Consider the following 16,880-nt stretch of genomic DNA (forward strand, 5'->3'; position numbering starts at 1 on the left):
GGCGGGGCCTTTCTAGGAGCGGCTGTGCGGGGTGCGGGGGGAGACGGACGCGGGCGCGCCGGTGCCGGTCCAGCCCTCGGCCGGGCGGTCGAACCAGAGGTGGACCTGGCCGGTGCCGATGGAGTTCTCGTACTCGCCGTACTGACGTGCCTCGGCGACGCATGCCTGCTCGCCGAGGGCGCCGGCCATCATCAGGTAGTGGTAGAAGCGGGCCTCGGGCTTGTACTTCCAGAACTCGTCCATGGTGTCGAGGACCTTGTCGTGGCGGCCCTCCTTGAACCAGGCGATGCGTTCGTAGTCGGCATCGCGGGCCTCGGACGTGAAGATGTGGCCGGGGTCGCTCGACTCGTGGTCGCGAAGCTCGCGCAGCGGCCAGAAGGTGTGCGACAGCGCTCCGGAGGCGATCAGCAGCACGCGGCGGCCAGGAGTGGCGGCGATACCGTCCGCCAGGGCGCGGCCGAGCCGCAGGTGGTCCTCCATGTCACCGGTCTGGCAGACGCCGATGGTCACCCATCGCTTGTCCGGCAGCCCCTCGCCGAGGAACTTCCACAGGTTGATGGTGGCGTAGTAGATCGGGAGGTACTCGTCGTCGATCGCGGTGACCCAGGTGCCGTGCTTGTCGGCGAACCGGGCGATGTTGTGGGCCAGTTCGGGATCACCCGGGAAGTCGTACGGCATCCGGCACATGCCGCGCGGCAGTTCCTCGGAGGTGAACAGTCCGGCCCTGCGCTGCTGGGCGGTGACGACGAACTCGACGGTGGTGGCCCAGTGCGAGTCCAGGACCACGACGGTGTTGTAGTCGTCACTGTCGAAGACGTCCTCGCGGAGCTGTCGCAAGCCGGTGACGAGGGTGATCTCCTTGCCCTGGTTCAGCTCGAGCCGGTCCCCCTCCGGCAGCACGATGGTGGGGACGTGGGCGAGCAGGCCCGCCCCGACGATTTCACCCATGGTCTTGCCATCCGTTCGGTGCGGTGACGGTGTTCTTGACGTCGCAGTAGAAGTCGAAGCTCCATGTGCCGCCCTCCCGGCCGACGCCCGAGTGGCGGGAGCCGCCGAAGGGAGCCTGGAGGTCGCGTACGAAGAAGCAGTTGACCCAGACCGTGCCCGCGACGAGCCGCGCGGTGACCCGCTTGGCGCGCTCGTGGTCGCCGGTGACGAGGGTGGCGGCCAGACCGAAGCGGGTGTCGTTGGCGAAGCGCACGGCCTCTTCCTCGTCGCCGAAGGTCTGGAGCGTCAGGACCGGACCGAAGACCTCCTCCTGCACGATCTCCGAGTCCTGGGCGACGTCGGTGAGGAGGGTCGGCTCGTAGTACAGAGCGTCCTTGCGCTTGCCGCCGATGACCGCGCGAGCCCCGTCGTCGAGCGCGCGACGCACGAAGCCGTCGATCTTCTCCAGCTGGCGCGGGTGGATGTTGGGGCCGAGGTCGGTGCCCTCGTCACGCGGGTCACCCTGTCTGAGCCGGCTCGCCTTTTCCACGAACCGGCGGGTGAACTCGTCCGAGACCGCCTCCTCGACAAGGATGCGGGTCGCGGCCAGGCATACCTGCCCGGCGTTGTCGTACTGCTCCACCGCCAGGTCCACGGCGAGGTCGAGGTCCGCGTCGGCGAAGACCAACAGCGGTGACTTTCCGCCGAGTTCGAGGCTGAGAGGGGTGAGGTTGGCGGCGGCCGCCCGGGCGATGTGCTGGGCGGTGGGCACGGAACCGGTGAAGCTGATCCGGCGGACGTCCGGGTGCGAGACAAGAGCGTTGCCGACCTCGGTGCCGTATCCCTGCACGACGTTGAGGACACCGGCCGGCAGCCCTGCCTCGGCCGCGATGTCGGCGAGCAGCGAAGCAGTGAGCGGGGACCACTCGGCGGGCTTGAGGATCACCGTGTTCCCGGCGGCCAGCGCCGGGGCGACCTTCCAGGTGGCCAGCATCAGCGGGGCGTTCCACGGCGTGATCAGCACGCACGGGCCCGCCGGGTCCCAGCTCACGTGGTTCGTGTGGCCGCGGGAGGCGAAGTCCTCGTGCTCCAGCTTCAGCAGCCAGTCGGCGAAGAAGCGGAAGTTGTGCGCCACGCGCGGCATCACACCGCGGCGGTGGGAACGCAGGAGGGCGCCGTTGTCGAGCGTCTCGACATTGGCGAGGTCCTCGATGCGCTTCTCGACTCCGTCGGCGATGGCGTGCAGGATGCGGGCGCGCTCGGCGCGCGACGTGGCGGCCCAGGCGGGAAAGGCGGCGCGAGCGGCGGCGACGGCCGCCGCGGCCTCCGTCGCCGTGCCCCGGGAGATCTCTCCAAGGGTGCTTCCGTCGATCGGCGACACGTCGGTGAACGTCTCGACGGACGCCACGCGTTCCCCGCCGATCCAGTGCCGGGTGTCGACGGCGACCCCGGCCACCGTGGTGATGTGCTCGGTCATGTCCGGTCTCCAGGTCTTCTGATGCGTAAGGGGGTTACTCGGCCTCGGAGGTGCCGGATTCCAGCAGTCGACCGCCGTCCCAGACGACGCCCACCTGCCGGTAGTACGCGGCGATCGGCTCTCGGATCTCCAGCCGGGCCAGCTCTTCCGTCGGCGCCTCGAACAGCTCCAGTTCCGCATCGCCGACCCACGGCTGTCCGGCCTCGAACGACGCGGCGCCGGTCTCGATCAACTCGTCGAGCGCGAGGCCCTTGCCGTTCTCGATGGAGGGAAGCCAGCGGTGGTGGGCCATCGGGTGGCCGTTGACGAAGCCGTTGGTCTCGGACGGCTCGCGCAGGGTCACCACCGTCTGTGCCAGGCGTCGGTCGGCTGCGGCGAGGGTGGCGCCGAAGCGGGCTCCGGCCTCGATGCGCGGGGCCGGACCGTACAGGTGCGGGCGCGTCTGGTGGATCGAACCGAGCTTCTTCGGGTAGCCCTGGTGCAGCCCGCGGGCGATCGCGAAGTCCTTGTCGACCCAGATGTACACGCAGCGCGAGTACGTCCGCCCCTGGTACGAGCAGCGGACGACGGCGAAGGCCTCCTTGTACTGGGCGCGCACCGGGTCCAGCAGCTCCTCCTTCGTACCGGAGCAGGACTGCCAGTCGGCCCAGATCAGCGCGACCGCGCCCGGGTCCTCCTCGGCGAGTTCCAGCGGTGCGGGCAGCAACTCCCGTACACGTGCGGGATCGGTGCGGTACTCGATCGTGAGCAGGTCGCCGGAGTAGTGCCAGGGGGGTGAGGGGATCAGGGACGATGATCCGGTCGCCGTCTTGGGATGGAAGTAACCACGGACGCTGGCCATGACGTTGGTTCCTTACGCGGTGAGGGCGGGCTGCTTGAGCAGCTGGGCGCGGTAGCGGGCGGCGCCGGTGGCAGCGGCTGGGCCGCCGAGGGCGACGACGCCGACGAGCTGCCCGCCGTCGGTGTGGTAGCCGACGAGCATGTCGCCGCCCGGATCGCCGGCCAGGACGCGGATGTCGGCGAGGCCGAGTACGGGGGAACCGAAGGACTGCAGCCGGAAGTCGTGCTGGTCGCTCCAGAAGGTGGGCAGCGGCGCGAACGGCGGCAAGCCGGCTTCCGCACCCGTGAGATGAGCCATCAGTGCCTTGGCCGCATGTTTCGCGGTGTCGCCGGGGATCGACCAGTGCTCGACCCGGCGCGGTACGCCGTCGTAGCGGGCATTGGGGAAGCGGGCGACGTCGCCGACCGCGACGACGTACGGCAGTCCGCCGACCCGCAGCTGCCCGTCGGTGAGCACGCCGTCGGTCAGGTCGAGACCGTTGCCGTCGAGCCACTCGGTGTTGGCGACGGAGCCGACCGACTCCACGACCACATCGGCCGGGAGCACTGTCCCGTCACTCAGTACGACCCCGGTGACGTGCTCCTCGCCCTCGAACCCCGAGACACCCGCACCGAGAGCGAAGCGCACACCGCGTTCCTCGTGCCGCCCCAGCAGCGCGCGGGCCGGCAGCTCGCCGAGTGGTCCGACCATGGGCAGCGGCAGCGGGTCGACCACGGTGACGTCCGTGACGCCGAGACCGACCGCGGTGGCGGCCACCTCGCAGCCGATGAACCCGGCACCGATGACGACGACCCGGGCGCCCGGCCGGACCAGCTCCGCACGCAGGGCCTGAGCGTCACCGAAAGTCCGTACGGTGTGACGGCCGACCGCGGGGCCTTCGCAGCGCAGGCGCCGGGGACGCATACCCGTGGCGACGACCAGTCCGTCGAAAGGCAGCTCCTCGCCGCTGTCGAGCACGACGACCCGCTCGGCGAGTCGGGCGCTCGTGACGCTCGTACCGAGCCGCCACTCCACGTCGGCCGCGCTCGCCTTGGGAGCGAAGGCCAGGGACTCGAACGACGCCTTTCCGGCCAGCGCTTCCTTGGAGAGAGGCGGCCGGTTGTACGGCATGTGGGGCTCGTCACCGATCACGGTGATCGCGCCGGTCCACCCGGCGCCGCGGAGTTGTTCGGCCGCGCGCAGGCCGCCGATGGAGGCCCCGGCCACGATGATGCGCTGCGTCGTCATGCCGCTCAGTCCTCGATCCGGATGGCCTGCAGCGGACAGACGTCCGCGGCCTCCTCGACCTCGTCGCGCAGGGTGTCGTCCGGGTCGCTGACGTAGGCCAGCCGTCCGTTGTCGTCCAGCTGGAAAACGTCGGGGGCCGCGAAGACGCACTGTCCGTGGTCCTTGCACTTGTTCATGTCGACGACGACCTTCATGGCCGGTCCTCCTGGAAGGTGGGTGCGCCGGAGCGGGCGGGAGCGAGGGGCAGGGGCGGGATGGAAGGGCCCGGCCTGTGGCCGGGCCCCCAGCCACAGGGGGACGGGAAGCCGAACCCCTGACTCGTTTGGCTTCAAACAACATAGGAAGCCGCCACGCTCTGGTCAATACCTATCCGGATGGATAAATTCTTTGGCGCACCCCCTTGCGGGAAGGTGGCCACCTCCATACCGTTTGGCTTCAAATGATTAACCGGGGCTTCACGACCGCGGCATCGCCCGGCGCCCCGACCAGTCTTCGCTCCGCCACCCTCCCCCCGGGCTCGACGCCCGAGAGGTGCCCCGAATCCGCCGAGGAGACATCGGTGAGCGCTCACGACACCCCATCCGTCCGCCGGCACCAGGACCGGCTCGCCGCCGAGGGCATCGACGTGGTCCGGGTGACCTACCCCGACCTCATCGGCACCGACCGCGCCCGCGACGTGCTGCTCGACCACCTGCCGTCGGCCTGCGAGCACGGCCTGGCCTTCTGCCGCGCCGTTTACCACACCACCCCGCGCGGCGACGTCGTCGCGATCCAGGGCGGCATCGATGCCGGCCTGCCCGACATCTCCGTGCGACCGGACCTGAGCACCCTGGCACGCGTGCCCTGGGAGCCCGGCGTTGCGTGGTGTCTCGGTGACACGACCGACCCGGCGACCGGCGGGCCGGCCGCGGAGTCGCCGCGCGATCTGCTGCGCTCGGTGCTGGCCCGATGTGCGGACGTGGGCCTGAGCCCGGTCGTCGGCCCGGAGCTGGAGTACTTCCTCCTCGAAGAGGACGCCACCGCGCCGAACGGCTGGCGGCGCAGCCCCACCGTCACCGGGTCCGTCTACACCGCCGGCCTGCGCGCCGACCCCGACAACCACCTGCTGCGTACCCTGCGACAGCTGCGCGACCTCGGTATCGGCGTCATCACCGGCAACCACGAGTTCGACGGCGGCCAGTACGAGATCAACCTGACCCACTCCGACGCCCTGGACGCCGCCGACCGGGCGTTCCGCTTCAAGGCCGCTGTCAAGGAACTGGCCCGCAAGGAAGGCAAGTTGGCCACCTTCATGGCCAAACCCTTCAACGATTCGGGCGGCTCCGGCTTCCACCTGCACTTCTCCTGCGTCGACGCCGACGGCCGCAACGTCTTCGACGACCCGGCCGGCGCCTTCGGTCTCTCCGGCAACGCCCGGCACGCCATCGCCGGCATCCTCACCCACGCCCCGGCGCTCGCCGCGCTGCTCAACCCGACCGTCAACTCGTACAAGCGCTTCGGGCCCGACACCCTCGCGCCCTGGCTGATCAACTGGGGCCTGGACAACCGAAGCGCCATGGTCCGCATCCCGCCCGAGCGCGGCTCCGGCGCCCGTCTGGAGGTACGGCTCGGAGACGCCGGCGCCAACCCGTATCTCGCGATCGCCGCGCTCACCGCCGCCGCCCTGCTCGGCGTCCAGGAGGGCGAGGAGCCGCCAGCGCCGCTGGAGGGCTACGGCTACGACCTGGAGAAGTCCCAGGTCCTGCCGATGAACCTGACCGCCGCGCTCGACGCCCTCGAAGCCGACGAAGCGCTCATCGAACTGCTGGGCAAGGACTTCACCGCGTCCTTCCTCGCCTACAAGCGCGACGAGGCCGAACGCTTCCAACGACACGTCACCGACTGGGAGTTCGCCGAGTACTCCTACCACCTCTGAGCACCCCGCCAGGAGCACACCATGACGAGCACCCTGAACACCACCGACACCCACCACGCCCCCGACGACCCGATGCCGCTGGACGAGGTCGACCTCGCCGACAACGACAAGTTCCTCGACGGCGTCACCCCCTGGCGCATGTTCCACACCCTGCGCCACCAGGACCCGGTCCACTGGCAGCCGGAGCCCGAGCCCAACCACGGCTTCTGGGCTGTCACCCGGCACGAGGACATCACCCGCGTGGGACGCGACCCGCAGACCTTCACCTCCACCAAGTTCGCCAACCTCGAAGAACTCGACGACGACCAGATCAAGAAGCGCGCCTCCATCCTGGAACTGGACGGCGTACGCCACCGCGCGATGCGCAGCCTGCTACAGCGTCAGTTCGGCCAGGGCGTCATCAACGAGTACGCCGACTTCCTGCGCGGCCTGACCGCCAGGACGCTGGACACGGCCCTCGCCAAGGGCACGTTCGACTTCGTCGCCGACGTCGCCGCCGACTTCCCCATCAACGTCCTCGCCCGGCTCCTCGACGTCCCCCCGGAGGACAACCAGCAGCTCATCGACTGGGGCAACCGGATCATGGGCAACACGGACCCCGACTACGCCGATGTCCTCCTCCACAGCGAGGAGAGCGAGCAGTACAAGGATCTGCCCTTCCGCAGCCCGGCCTCGCTGGAGGTCTTCGAGTACGGACGGGAGCTGGCCCGGCAGCGGCGGGGCGGCACCGGCACCGACCTGATCTCCAGACTCGTCAACGAGAGCCCGCGCGACGGCGTCCCGCTCTCCGCGCAGGACTTCGACAACTACTTCCTGCTGCTGGTCGTGGCCGGCAACGAGACCACCCGGCACACCATCTCGCACTCCATGCTGGCCCTCATCCAGCATCCCGAGCAGCTGACCAGGCTCCAGGAAGACCCCTCTCTCATCCCGGTCGCCGTCGAGGAGTTCCTGCGCTGGGCCACGCCCGTCTACCATTTCCGCCGTACCGCGACACGCGACGTCGAACTCGGCGGCAAGCGGGTGAAGGAGGGCGACAAGGTCGTCATGTGGTACGCCTCCGGCAACCGCGACGAAGAGGTGTTCGGCAACCCGTACGACTTCGACGTCACCCGCCAGGACAACGACCACCTCACCTTCGGCAAGGGCGGCCCCCACCTGTGCCTGGGCAACCTGCTCGCCCGCACCGAGATCCGCATCATGTTCGAGGAACTGATCCCGCGCCTCGCCGACATCCGCCTCGCCGGCGACGTCCCCCGGGTCCGCTCCAACTTCGTCAACGGCATCAAGAAACTGCCGGTCGAGGTCACCCTCGCCTGACCGTCTGTACACGGAGCTGTGGCCACCCGGACGCTGGGTGCCCACAGCTCTGTGCGTCTGGGCGGCAACACTCTGATCGCGGCCGTTCGCCAAGGGCACGCAAACTCGGTCAGAAGGTGACCTTCGGCATCACCTCGAAACGACTCCCGCACTGAGATACAAAGCCACACACGACACCGGCCTGGGCACCTTCCGCTGGGTCGTCGAGCGGACCATCTCCTGGCTGCACGGCTTCCGCCGGCTGCGCATCCGCTGGGAACGACGCGACGACATCCACGAAGCGTTCCTCGGACTCGCCGTCTGCCTGATCACCCACCGGGCACCGACCACGTACGGCCGTGCGGCTCACCGGTCGAGGACCAAGCTGATCATGGACAAGCCTGCGTGGTATGCGTTCATCGCCTGCCACGTACCGGCGCCGGTTGAAGCGCTCGCCGTTGGTACGCGGCAGGCGATGCGAGTGGTGGTCAACCGGCGGCTACGATCCGCCACTGCTGGTTCGTGCTGTTGCTGTCACTCCACTGGCCCAGATCAGATCCATTGCCGGTGCGGCCCATGCCGTCGATGTACTTGCCGGTGGTGCGGTTCTTGATGCGCACGTTGTCGGCGACGGTCACCACCGACCACTGCTGGCTCGTGCTGTTGCTGTCACCGTACTGGGTGAGCGCGGATCCGTCCGAGGTGCGGCCCGCTCCGTCCAGGTACAGGCCGGTTGCCCGGTTCTTGATGCGCACGTAGGGCCCATCGTTCTCGACGGTCCACTGCTGCTCGTACCGGTTGCTGCTGCCGCTGGCTTCGCCGACGGTGGCCCCACTGGCCGTGCGGCCCTCTCCGTCGATGTACAGGCCGGTGGCGGCGTTGGTGATCCGCACGTATGTGCCGCCGCCGTTGCCGATCCCCCAGGCGTACTGCAGCCGGGTCAGTCCCGAGGCGTTCACCAAGGACAGCTTGATGCCCGAGCCGGTGCCGCTCTTGCTGGTCATGCTGTACCAGTCGCCGTCACGCAGCCCCGGCCAGTAGACGCTCCCCATGCCGAGGCTGCGCAGTTCGCTGCTGACCCCCCGGACGTAGTCGGCGAAGAACGAGCCACTGGGAACGCTGTAGTCGATGGTGTTGTAGTGGACGCCGTTCTTGCTGCCCGGGCCCATCGGGCCGCCCCACTCGGTGGCGATCGTGCGGGAGGCGTATCCGCCGATGTACCCGGCGAGGTGGTTCGCCCACTCGGTCTCGTCCTCGTATCCCGCGAAGAACGAGTAGTCGTGCACCGCCAGGAAAGTGCCGTCCAGGCGGCTGTCGCGACCGACTGCCGCGACGTCCTGGGCCAGCCCGGCGCCGTCGAGGATCACCCTGGAGCGCGGCACGGAGGGGTACCTGGCCAACCAGCCGCTGTACATGTCGTCCAGGCTGGTCGTGCTGTAACCGTACGGCTCGTTGATGACCTCGAAGTAGGCGTTGGGGTTGGAGCCGTACTTCTGTACGACCTTGTCCCACATCTGGTTGAACCCGGCGGTGCTCGCCGGCTTGCCGCCGCTGTACGCCCAGTAGGCGAGGATCACGTTTCCCTTGGTGAGGGCCGTGTCGATCGCCCCGGTGTAGGTGTTCCAGTAGTCGGCGACAGTGGGCTCGTTGACAGGCATGCGCACGGTGTTGGCGCCCGTCGCCACGTACATCTGGCCAACAACCTGGTCCGCCACGGCGGAAGCCGATGAGTAGGTGTCCGACGCCCCGAGCCCGGACGGGTGCAGTACGCCGTTGACGAAGTTGTCTCTCTGGTCGGCCCAGTTCACTCCTCTGAACTGCGATGTGGAAGCGTGTGCCTGGTTCGGACCGGCCGCCAGAATTCCTGCGGCGAGTGCGAACACCGCCAGCAGTCTGGTCATCTTGGCTGGCTTTCCACGTGTATTGGCGATCGGGTTTCCCATCGGGTTCTCCCTTCTGTGCGTGTAGTCCCTTCGGAGGCTCGCCGCCGGTCATGGGGCGGATTCGTGTCTCCTGCGGTCCACCCGAGGGTCCACATCTGTTTGGTCCGTACATTGCAGTTCCAGGTGGGCCGGCAGCGTGCCCGCCGTGGTGCCGCACCTGATATGGCCAGGCCTCTTTCCCGCACCGAACGCACACATCTCGCCCCCGGCCCGCCGCAGGGTCGATGGCCCGTGTCTGCGTCGGGCTGGTCGCCGCGGCCACCAAGGAGGCCGGCCCGGCGACGATCGACCCGTCGGGGACCGTCGTGGTGTTGGCCGCCGAGAAGTCACTCAGGCGGAACCCGCGAAAGCGCGCGCTGGTTGTCGAAGTGCGGCCGCAGGTCCCTGCCGGTCGTGGGTCGTGATGTCTTCAGGAACTTGCCCGGGCCATTGGGTTGCCTGGGTGAAGCGGCGCTGCTTATGGGCTGTCCGAGTGTCCAGTGCTGGTTGGCCGCGCCGTTGCAGGTCCACAGTTCGACCAAGGCGCCGTTCGCGGTGGCCCCGCCGGTCACGTCCAGGCACAGCCCGGACTGTGCCCCGGTGATCGTGCCGTTCGCATTCACGTTCCACTGCTGGTTCGACCCGCCGTTGCATGGCCAGATCTGCACCTTCGTACCCGGACTGGCGCCCTGCGCGTCGGCGTCCAAGCACATGGTCGAGCTACCGCTGTACACCGTCAGTCGGCCGGAGGAAGTACGCGTCCACAACTGGTTGGCCCCGCCGTCGCAGGTGTGGATCTCCACCTGCGTGCCCGCTGTCGTGCGCTGGTCCGGTACGTCCAGGCACTTGCCCGCACCCACCGCGTGGACAGGCTCACCGCCGGCAGGCGTCGGCGGCGGCGTCGGGCCGCTCGGGGGAACGTAGGGGCACTTGGGCTGGTAGACCGAGACGGTGGAGGGGTCCGGCAGGCCCGGGCAGAGGAACTGCGTGTAGCGGGTGTCGTTGTCCACGAACACCTTCAGCCACGGGATCAGTAGCTTCAACTCCACGTTGTTCGGACGGGTGTAGTACACGTGGTCCGCTCCGGCGATCTGGGCGAAACCGCTCTGCGTGGTGCCCGGCAGCGTCGCGTACAGACCGCTGAGATACGACGGGGTGACGACCGTGTCGTTCTGGCCGCCGATGACCAGACTCGGCACCCTGTCGGTGGCCATGCTCAGGCCATTGCCGGGGAACCCCGGAGCAAGGCCGATCATCGCCTTCAGCGACGGCTGGCGTTCTGCCGCGATGATCGCTCCGGCTCCGCCCGCGGAGTGGCCCAGTACGGACAGCCGATTCGGGTCGATCTCCGCCTTGACCGGGCTCTGCGTGGTCAGCCACTTCAGCCCCGCCAGCAGTTCGGCGGCCCGGGCGTCGGCCCCGTCGGTACGGCTGTTGGTCTCGATGCAGATCACCACGAACCCGAATGAGGAGAGCCACGGCCCCATCCACGCCTCTTCGTCGGCGCACCGCGCCGTGTACCCCGGCACGATCGCCAATGCTCCCCACGTGCCCAGGCTGGTGTCCGTCGGGTAGTAGACCACTCCGCCGTTGAACCCGTTGCCCGGCGCCACACCCATCTGCGCCGTGGCGAACGGACCGCGCGACGCCTCGATACCGGTCAGGGTGGGATCAGGGCCGCGCTGGTACGGATTGCTCTGGGCAGCCTGCGGCGCGGCGGCGCCTGACGCCGGCAGGGCTGACGCCGGTGCTACCAAGAACATCGCAGCGACGACCGCAGCGACGGCTGCCACCGCCGCCATCCACGCCGGCCATCGCCTCGTTCGCGCCCTCCCCGCTTCGGCGCGTCCTGGCGTTGATCTCGACATCGGCATGGTGAACCTCCCGATGGGAATAGCGAGAGAGTCTGGATGGTGGCGTGCGCAATGAAGTGAGATCAGACCAAGCACGTCAGTGATGGGATGTATAGCGCGCCGTGTCCACTGCGGGGTGAAGATGCCATAGCAATGCGTCGACTTCAATGGGCTGTTCACACTCGCAGTGAAAGAAGGAAGGCGATCAGGACAGTCGATCTGCCCCACGGAGATCCCATGTCATGACCGATGGTGCCCTGGGAGCACCGGCACTGAGCCGCGGCCGCAGCACCGCCCTTGCAGGCGTGCCGAACGGCTCGATGTGAACGTCAGGCGGGCGACGTGAGACGCCGTAGGTCAGCATCGCCCCGAACTGCAACGTGGAGTTCCGGCACCCCGATCGAGAACAGCCTTGCCGGACAACCGGCTGCCGCCAATAAACCGGCCGAAACCCCGCCCCCCGACGTCACAGCCAAAAGGGCAGTTCGCCCTCGAAGGTGGCGTTCTGCGCGATGGCGTCGTCGTCGTTGGTGCCGTGCCCGCCCGCACCGTGGCCGTGCCACCCGCACCGCTGGGCGACCCGGGGGAGCTATCCAGCGAGGGCTGGATCGTATCGAAGCTGGACAGCAGGTCCCGGGTGGTGAGGGGGCAGGGCATCCACTCCCCGACGCGCGTCGCGTCTGCGACCGAGAACCATTCGATCCAGTTTCACCAGTTCCACCTGGAGGACAGCCGGGCCGCGGCTGGTGATCGCGTCGGCCTCAGGGGTGTCGGCGGCGATGGCGGAGCCCTGGGCATGGAGGAGGGCGTTGCCGCCGACGTGGTCGGAGTGTCAGTGGGTGTTGACGACCAGGTCGACGTTTCCGGCGTGTGTGCGGGCCGATGCGGCGGTTTCGTCGGCGTGGCCGACGAAACCGGTGTCGACCAGGGCCGGTTGGCCGGGCAGCAGGAGGGTGTTGGCGTCGGGGAAGGGGCGCTGCCACCACGCAACGAGGCCGGCCGTGCCCTTGTCAGTGGTGGCGCGGGCGAGGCAGCAAGGCGAACGCGCTCTCCGCGATCGAGGTCAGGCGGTCGGGACTGTGGCCGTACGCGCCTACGTGGCGCGGCTGTGGTCGAGGTCGTCCAGCAGCAGATGGCGCTGGTCGTGGGTGCTCAGGGCGTGCACGGCGGCGAGCACAAAGCTGAGCCGCTCGCGGGCGTGGGGGAGGCGGTCGAGAGTGCCGCGCAGCTGCCGCGGACGATGCCTGTCGCCGTACCGCCGACTACCTGCTGCGCAGCAGACTCGGACACCTGACTGTACTGCGCGCGCCGATGGCGGCCAGCCGGTCGCACCGCAGTGTCTGGTGACGGCTGTGGGAGCTCTTGACCATATCCAGGCCGAAACGCGGTGCCGAACGTGGCCGGATGCGGCGTTCCGGTCTTGCTGCCCTCGACGGGTCGGTAGCTTCCGTGCCATGAGCGAACACCGAGCACCCCCTGCACAGCGGTGGCCGGGCTGGTCGACCAGCAGAGCGGCTCAGGCCGTGCGGCAGCGGGGCGTCGGGGCGCGCGGCAGCGGCTTCTCCACACTTCCGGCAGAAAAGCGTGCAACCTTTCGACCGATCCAGCTGTCTCGCCCAATAGGACAATAACCTGCTTGGGGGACGAGATGGCAAGAAATAGTACAGTCTGGGTGACGGCGGCTCTCATGGCCACCACGCTGGGAGCGGCCACGGTGCCGGCCATGGCCAGCACCGCCCCCGCCACGCAGGCGGCGACCGCCTGCCCGGCCGGCTGGGGCAGCGTCGAAAAGACGAACTCGGCCAGCACGGCCGGCCACTACGTCACGAACGCCAGGACCGGCCGCCACGACTGCTATGACCGGTTCGTCATTGACGTCCCCGGTGCGCCTGCCGACCAGCTCGGCTACAGCGTGCGGTACGTCGACCAGCTGATCCAGGACCCGACCGGCCACCGCATCCCCGTCAGCGGCGGCGCCATCCTCGAAGTGATCGTGCGTGCACCCGCCTACGACATCGACTCCGGCACCCCCACCTACCCCGGCCAGGCGGGCAAGCTGCTGCCCGGCGTGAACCTCACCGGCTACCGCACCTTCCGCGACGCCAAGTTCGCCGGCACCTTCGAAGGCCAGTCCCAATTCGGACTCGGACTACGAGCCCGACTGCCCTTCCGCGTACTCCAGCAGGCCGGACACCTCGTCGTGGACGTCGCCCACACCTGGTGAACCAGCCACCACCCCGTACCCGAACCGAGCCGCGCTGCCACGGTCGCTGGCTTCCCGATGACTTCGTCCCCCCTGTCCGGGTGCCGCTCCGCCTCGTACGCGGCATCCGCCTCCGCTACGGCGTCCTCGTTCGCCATCAACCGACGGTGCTGCGCGCGCGGCTGGCGGCCAGCCGGTCGCACCGCGGCGTCGCGTGACGGCTGTGGGAGCGTCAATGCCTGCCGTTGGCCCGGGAGTTGTCACATTATGTGCTGTCTGGCCGCATTTCGCGGCCGGGCTGCCGGGCTGCCGGGCTGCCGGGATGCGTGTAACGGGAGGCTGAGCCGACGTGGGTGTTCCTGCCCGGCAGGGTCCGGGCGAGGATCTGGCCCCTGTGTGGGGGCGGAAGCTGACGGTGCCGTGTCCGCACTGCACCCTGGCGACGCAGCGTCACCGCACCCTGGGCTTCGACGGTGTGAACATCTACCGGTCCCAGGCCGGTCCTGATCCGGCTCGTGTGGTGGAGGGCGAGGATCCGTCGCTGCAGCGGGTGTGGATCGCGCTGACGCCGGGTGACTATCTGGCGAGGCTCTTCGCGGACACCGAGCTCGACCATCTGGTCGGCGGGATTGCCTGGCCAGGCCCGCATCACCGTGACTACGGCAACGCCAAGGTCGACCACAACGCGTGCAGTCCGGGGCAGCCTTCGAGCCGGCCCACGACCACTGGGGGGCGGCGGAGCTGTGGCAGGCCATGCGAGTGCGGCTCACCCGCAGCACCCGTCGTGGTGTCGGATGACGGACGAAGGCGACCAGCCTGGTGGCCGCCTTGCTGCAGAGGCTCGCCACACCACCTATTTGCGCGAGCTCTTACGGGTTGGTCTCGGACGGGCGTCGGCGGGCGAGAGCGAGGCTAGTCAGCGTCGTGATCGCCATGGCGCCGATGCCGACCAGCGCCGCGGTGGTGTAGGCCCTGTCGCCGGGGAAGAGGTGGCCGGGGCCGGTGCCCGCGGCGAGGATCAGACCGCCGATGGCACTCCCAGGGAGTACTCGATGCTGCGGACGACGTAGTTGAAGCTCATGGCGCTCGACGTCTCGCCATTGAGGGTGACGGCCAGGATGACGCCGGGCATCGCGGCCGAGAAGCCGCCGACGCCGAAGCCGAGCACGCCCATCGCCACGAACAGTTCGGCCAGGTCCGACCGGGCCGCCGCGAACAGGGCGAACCCGCCGCCGACCACAACGGCGCTGCCCGCCAGGAGCAGGGGGCCGGCGACCCGCTTCCGGACCCGCGGCGAACTTGCCAGCGACGAACCCCAGCACCAGGAGCAGCGCAGCGGCCAGGACGACCGCGCCTGCCACGTCCACGTGGGCCAAGCGGCCTTCGGGGGCTGCGGGCATGGAGCGCCACGCGGTCAGGAGGGCGGCGGCGGTGACGATCAGGCCGAGGCCGTAGGCGGCCCGTACCCCGCCGAGCTCGGCGAGCAGTGCGGCCAGCGGGTAGCCGACGCCGGCCCCAATGATCGAGACCACCGAGATCAGGGCGATCACGGCCGCGCTGCGCTCCTCGGGGAGGTGGTCCCGGGCCACGCCGATCATCAGCGCCGTCAGCCCGATCCCGGCGCCCTGGGCTGCCCTGCCGGCCAGCAGCCACGCGAACGGCAGCGGAAGCACGGTGAGCGCGCTCCCGGCGACGACGACCGCCAGCGTGGCGAGGATCGTGGCCCGCCGGTGCGGGCCGGCTCCGAGTCGGCCCAGGACCGGCGTGGCGACGGCACCGCTGAGCAGCGCGACGGTCAGCGTCCACTGCGCGCTGCCGAGCGAGACGTGGAACGAGGTCGCCATGCTGGTGATGAGCGGTGTCCCGAGGCTGGCGACCGCCGCCACGACCGGAGCGATGAGCATCAGGGCGGGGGCCAGCAGCCGCGCCTCGGAACGCGCCACCGGGAACGCCTTCACCGCGCCCTCGCTGACCGGCTGCCCGGTCACTGCTTCGGCGCTTCGCGGTTCTGGCTTTCGAGCTCTGGCAGATGCTTCAGCGCCGGAAGGGCCGCCACCAGCGCCTCGACCTCGTCTCCGGTGAGCTCGCCGATCAACCGCTCGAACGCCTGGACGCCCGCCTGGCGCCGCGTGCTGACATAGGCGGCGCCGTCCTCGGTCAGGCACACCAGCGTGACCCGCTTGTCGCACGCGTCGCCCCGCCGCTCAACCAGGCCGGACTCCTCCATCACCACCCGTACTAGGGCGGTCATCGCGGGCTCTGCGGAACTGGCTGCCGCCCTCAGCCCCCGCGAGATCGACATCCTGCGGCTTGAGGCACGCGGTCGGACCAACCGGGAGATCGCCGCACAGCTCTATCTCAGTGAGGGCACCGTCAAGAACCACGTCTCCCGCATCCTCAGCCGCCTTTCCCTGCGCGACCGCACTCAGGCGGCACTGCGCGCTCGTGACCTCGGCCTGCTGTGAACTCCGGCATTCCCGGCCTTCGGATGTTCCCCTTCTCGCACTGGCACCGCCGGTCGCGCATCCGGCCCCGCAGGTACTGCGGGGTGTACCCACCGTGAAGTTGTGGCGCCATCACGCGGCCCAGGGGCAGGCCGACCGGAGCACGGAACTGGCCGCCGAGCGTAAGGAGCCGTGGCTGAAGCGGTAGGTCGGGAAGATCTCCTCGGAGTGGGAGTTCGCCAAGGCGTTGCAACTGCTGGAGGAGGACCCGGAGGTCTACGGCCGGACCGAGCGGTGCGACGCCCAAGCCTGCTGGGTGACAGGTTCCCTACCCTTTGCCTCCTTGCGGAGAACGCGAGTCATTCCTGCGTGACAGCGCAACCGGCGACGGACGGCCAACGAACCGTCAACAACACCGATTCCTCTTCCGCGCACCATGAGTGGTCGACTCCGCGCCCCCAGACGATATGTTGCCCTGCTTCTCGAGAAGGAAATTCCGCCCCGGGAATTCCACGCGAAACCGGCCGCTGGTGACCAGGAGAGCGGTCCGCTCCTCACCCCGCACCCACTTCGCCCGCTCCTCTCCACGCGGATGGATCCCCTTCCCTACGTAAATACTGTCCCTCATGTCTGGGAATATCATCGGTGGATTCAGGGAGGGTGATGTGTAATTGCACACGAGATTGCGTCAAGTGACCGGTATTCGTCGGGCACTTCACGGGGACGGTCAGGAAATGCCCATTGCCGGCGCTGTGGTGTCCGAAGAGCGAGC

General features: G+C 69.0%; 13 protein-coding genes and 4 pseudogenes. 7 read left to right on the forward strand and 10 right to left on the reverse strand.

Translation table 11 applies throughout. The features are described from left to right. Positions 1 to 12 precede the first annotated feature (12 nt). Genes D1369_RS41805 through D1369_RS41825 form a run of 5 tightly spaced genes read right to left on the reverse strand, consistent with a single transcriptional unit; the run spans position 13 to position 4,666 of the window. Complete coding sequence (locus tag D1369_RS41805) at positions 13 to 948, reverse strand: 3,4-dihydroxyphenylacetate 2,3-dioxygenase (RefSeq protein ID WP_007379209.1); 936 nt, start codon at positions 946 to 948, stop codon at positions 13 to 15. Continuing rightward, a complete protein-coding gene (locus D1369_RS41810) occupies positions 941 to 2,404 on the reverse strand; it encodes an aldehyde dehydrogenase (RefSeq protein WP_007379208.1) in 1,464 nt (487 codons plus the stop codon). The genes D1369_RS41805 and D1369_RS41810 overlap by 8 nt, the downstream gene beginning before the upstream one ends. Positions 2,405 to 2,438: 34 nt before the next feature. Next, entirely contained in the window at positions 2,439 to 3,245 is an 807-nt protein-coding gene (locus D1369_RS41815; protein ID WP_007379207.1) for an acetoacetate decarboxylase family protein, read from the reverse strand. A 12-nt stretch (positions 3,246 to 3,257) separates the two neighbouring features. Next, on the reverse strand, positions 3,258 to 4,472 hold the full coding sequence (locus D1369_RS41820) for an FAD-dependent oxidoreductase (RefSeq protein WP_205574513.1): 1,215 nt from the start codon (positions 4,470 to 4,472) through the stop codon (positions 3,258 to 3,260). 5 nt (positions 4,473 to 4,477) lie between these two features. After that, positions 4,478 to 4,666 carry a ferredoxin gene (locus tag D1369_RS41825; RefSeq protein ID WP_037898529.1) on the reverse strand — a complete coding sequence of 63 codons (189 nt, stop codon included), beginning with the start codon at positions 4,664 to 4,666 and terminating at the stop codon, positions 4,478 to 4,480. 365 nt (positions 4,667 to 5,031) lie between these two features. Here D1369_RS41825 and D1369_RS41830 point away from each other — a divergent pair, with 365 nt between their 5' ends. From D1369_RS41830 to D1369_RS41840, 3 genes and pseudogenes are all read left to right on the forward strand, one after another. Further along, the gene (locus tag D1369_RS41830) at positions 5,032 to 6,387 is read left to right on the forward strand and encodes a glutamine synthetase family protein (RefSeq protein WP_007379204.1); all 1,356 of its coding nucleotides are present in this window, start codon (positions 5,032 to 5,034) and stop codon (positions 6,385 to 6,387) included. Between the two features lie 21 nt (positions 6,388 to 6,408). Next, positions 6,409 to 7,707 (forward strand): cytochrome P450, encoded by a 1,299-nt coding sequence (locus D1369_RS41835; RefSeq protein WP_037898528.1) that lies wholly within the window; start codon positions 6,409 to 6,411, stop codon positions 7,705 to 7,707. 148 nt (positions 7,708 to 7,855) lie between these two features. Then, positions 7,856 to 8,002 (forward strand): annotated as a pseudogene (locus tag D1369_RS41840) (transposase); the annotation flags it as partial. A 172-nt stretch (positions 8,003 to 8,174) separates the two neighbouring features. Here D1369_RS41840 and D1369_RS41845 read toward each other — a convergent pair. Beyond that, positions 8,175 to 9,587 carry an RICIN domain-containing protein gene (locus D1369_RS41845; protein ID WP_202476891.1) on the reverse strand — a complete coding sequence of 471 codons (1,413 nt, stop codon included), beginning with the start codon at positions 9,585 to 9,587 and terminating at the stop codon, positions 8,175 to 8,177. Between the two features lie 368 nt (positions 9,588 to 9,955). Continuing rightward, a complete protein-coding gene (locus tag D1369_RS44360; protein ID WP_240436149.1) occupies positions 9,956 to 11,482 on the reverse strand; it encodes an RICIN domain-containing protein in 1,527 nt (508 codons plus the stop codon). A 391-nt stretch (positions 11,483 to 11,873) separates the two neighbouring features. Here D1369_RS44360 and D1369_RS43320 point away from each other — a divergent pair, with 391 nt between their 5' ends. Together D1369_RS43320 and D1369_RS41865 are read left to right on the forward strand one after the other, a co-directional pair. Beyond that, positions 11,874 to 12,755, forward strand: a complete 882-nt coding sequence (locus D1369_RS43320) for a hypothetical protein (RefSeq protein ID WP_162951054.1) — start codon at positions 11,874 to 11,876, stop codon at positions 12,753 to 12,755. Positions 12,756 to 13,109: 354 nt separating this feature from the next. Beyond that, positions 13,110 to 13,685 (forward strand): hypothetical protein, encoded by a 576-nt coding sequence (locus D1369_RS41865; RefSeq protein WP_050789634.1) that lies wholly within the window; start codon positions 13,110 to 13,112, stop codon positions 13,683 to 13,685. A gap of 848 nt (positions 13,686 to 14,533) precedes the next feature. On the opposite strand, the gene D1369_RS41870 is transcribed toward D1369_RS41865, so the two are convergent. Together D1369_RS41870 and D1369_RS41875 are read right to left on the reverse strand one after the other, a co-directional pair. Further along, the gene (locus tag D1369_RS41870; RefSeq protein WP_007379197.1) at positions 14,534 to 15,652 is read right to left on the reverse strand and encodes an MFS transporter; all 1,119 of its coding nucleotides are present in this window, start codon (positions 15,650 to 15,652) and stop codon (positions 14,534 to 14,536) included. Beyond that, positions 15,649 to 15,924, reverse strand: a pseudogene (locus D1369_RS41875) (MarR family transcriptional regulator); the annotation flags it as partial. The gene D1369_RS41870 and the pseudogene D1369_RS41875, both read right to left, overlap by 4 nt. Between D1369_RS41875 and D1369_RS41880 the strand changes: the two are divergent. Next, positions 15,836 to 16,129: a response regulator transcription factor gene (locus D1369_RS41880; RefSeq protein WP_082319532.1), complete on the forward strand. Its 294-nt coding sequence runs from the start codon at positions 15,836 to 15,838 to the stop codon at positions 16,127 to 16,129. The pseudogene D1369_RS41875 and the gene D1369_RS41880 sit on opposite strands and share 89 nt — an antisense overlap. A 97-nt stretch (positions 16,130 to 16,226) precedes the next feature. Beyond that, positions 16,227 to 16,388: pseudogene (locus tag D1369_RS44365) on the forward strand (ribulokinase); the annotation flags it as partial. Between the two features lie 79 nt (positions 16,389 to 16,467). Here the strand turns inward: D1369_RS44365 and D1369_RS44370 are convergent. Next, positions 16,468 to 16,709: pseudogene (locus tag D1369_RS44370) on the reverse strand (signal peptidase I); the annotation flags it as partial. Positions 16,710 to 16,880: the final 171 nt, after the last annotated feature.

Origin of the sequence: Streptomyces sp. CC0208, assembly GCF_003443735.1 — a bacterium.
Lineage (GTDB): Bacteria > Actinomycetota > Actinomycetes > Streptomycetales > Streptomycetaceae > Streptomyces > Streptomyces sviceus.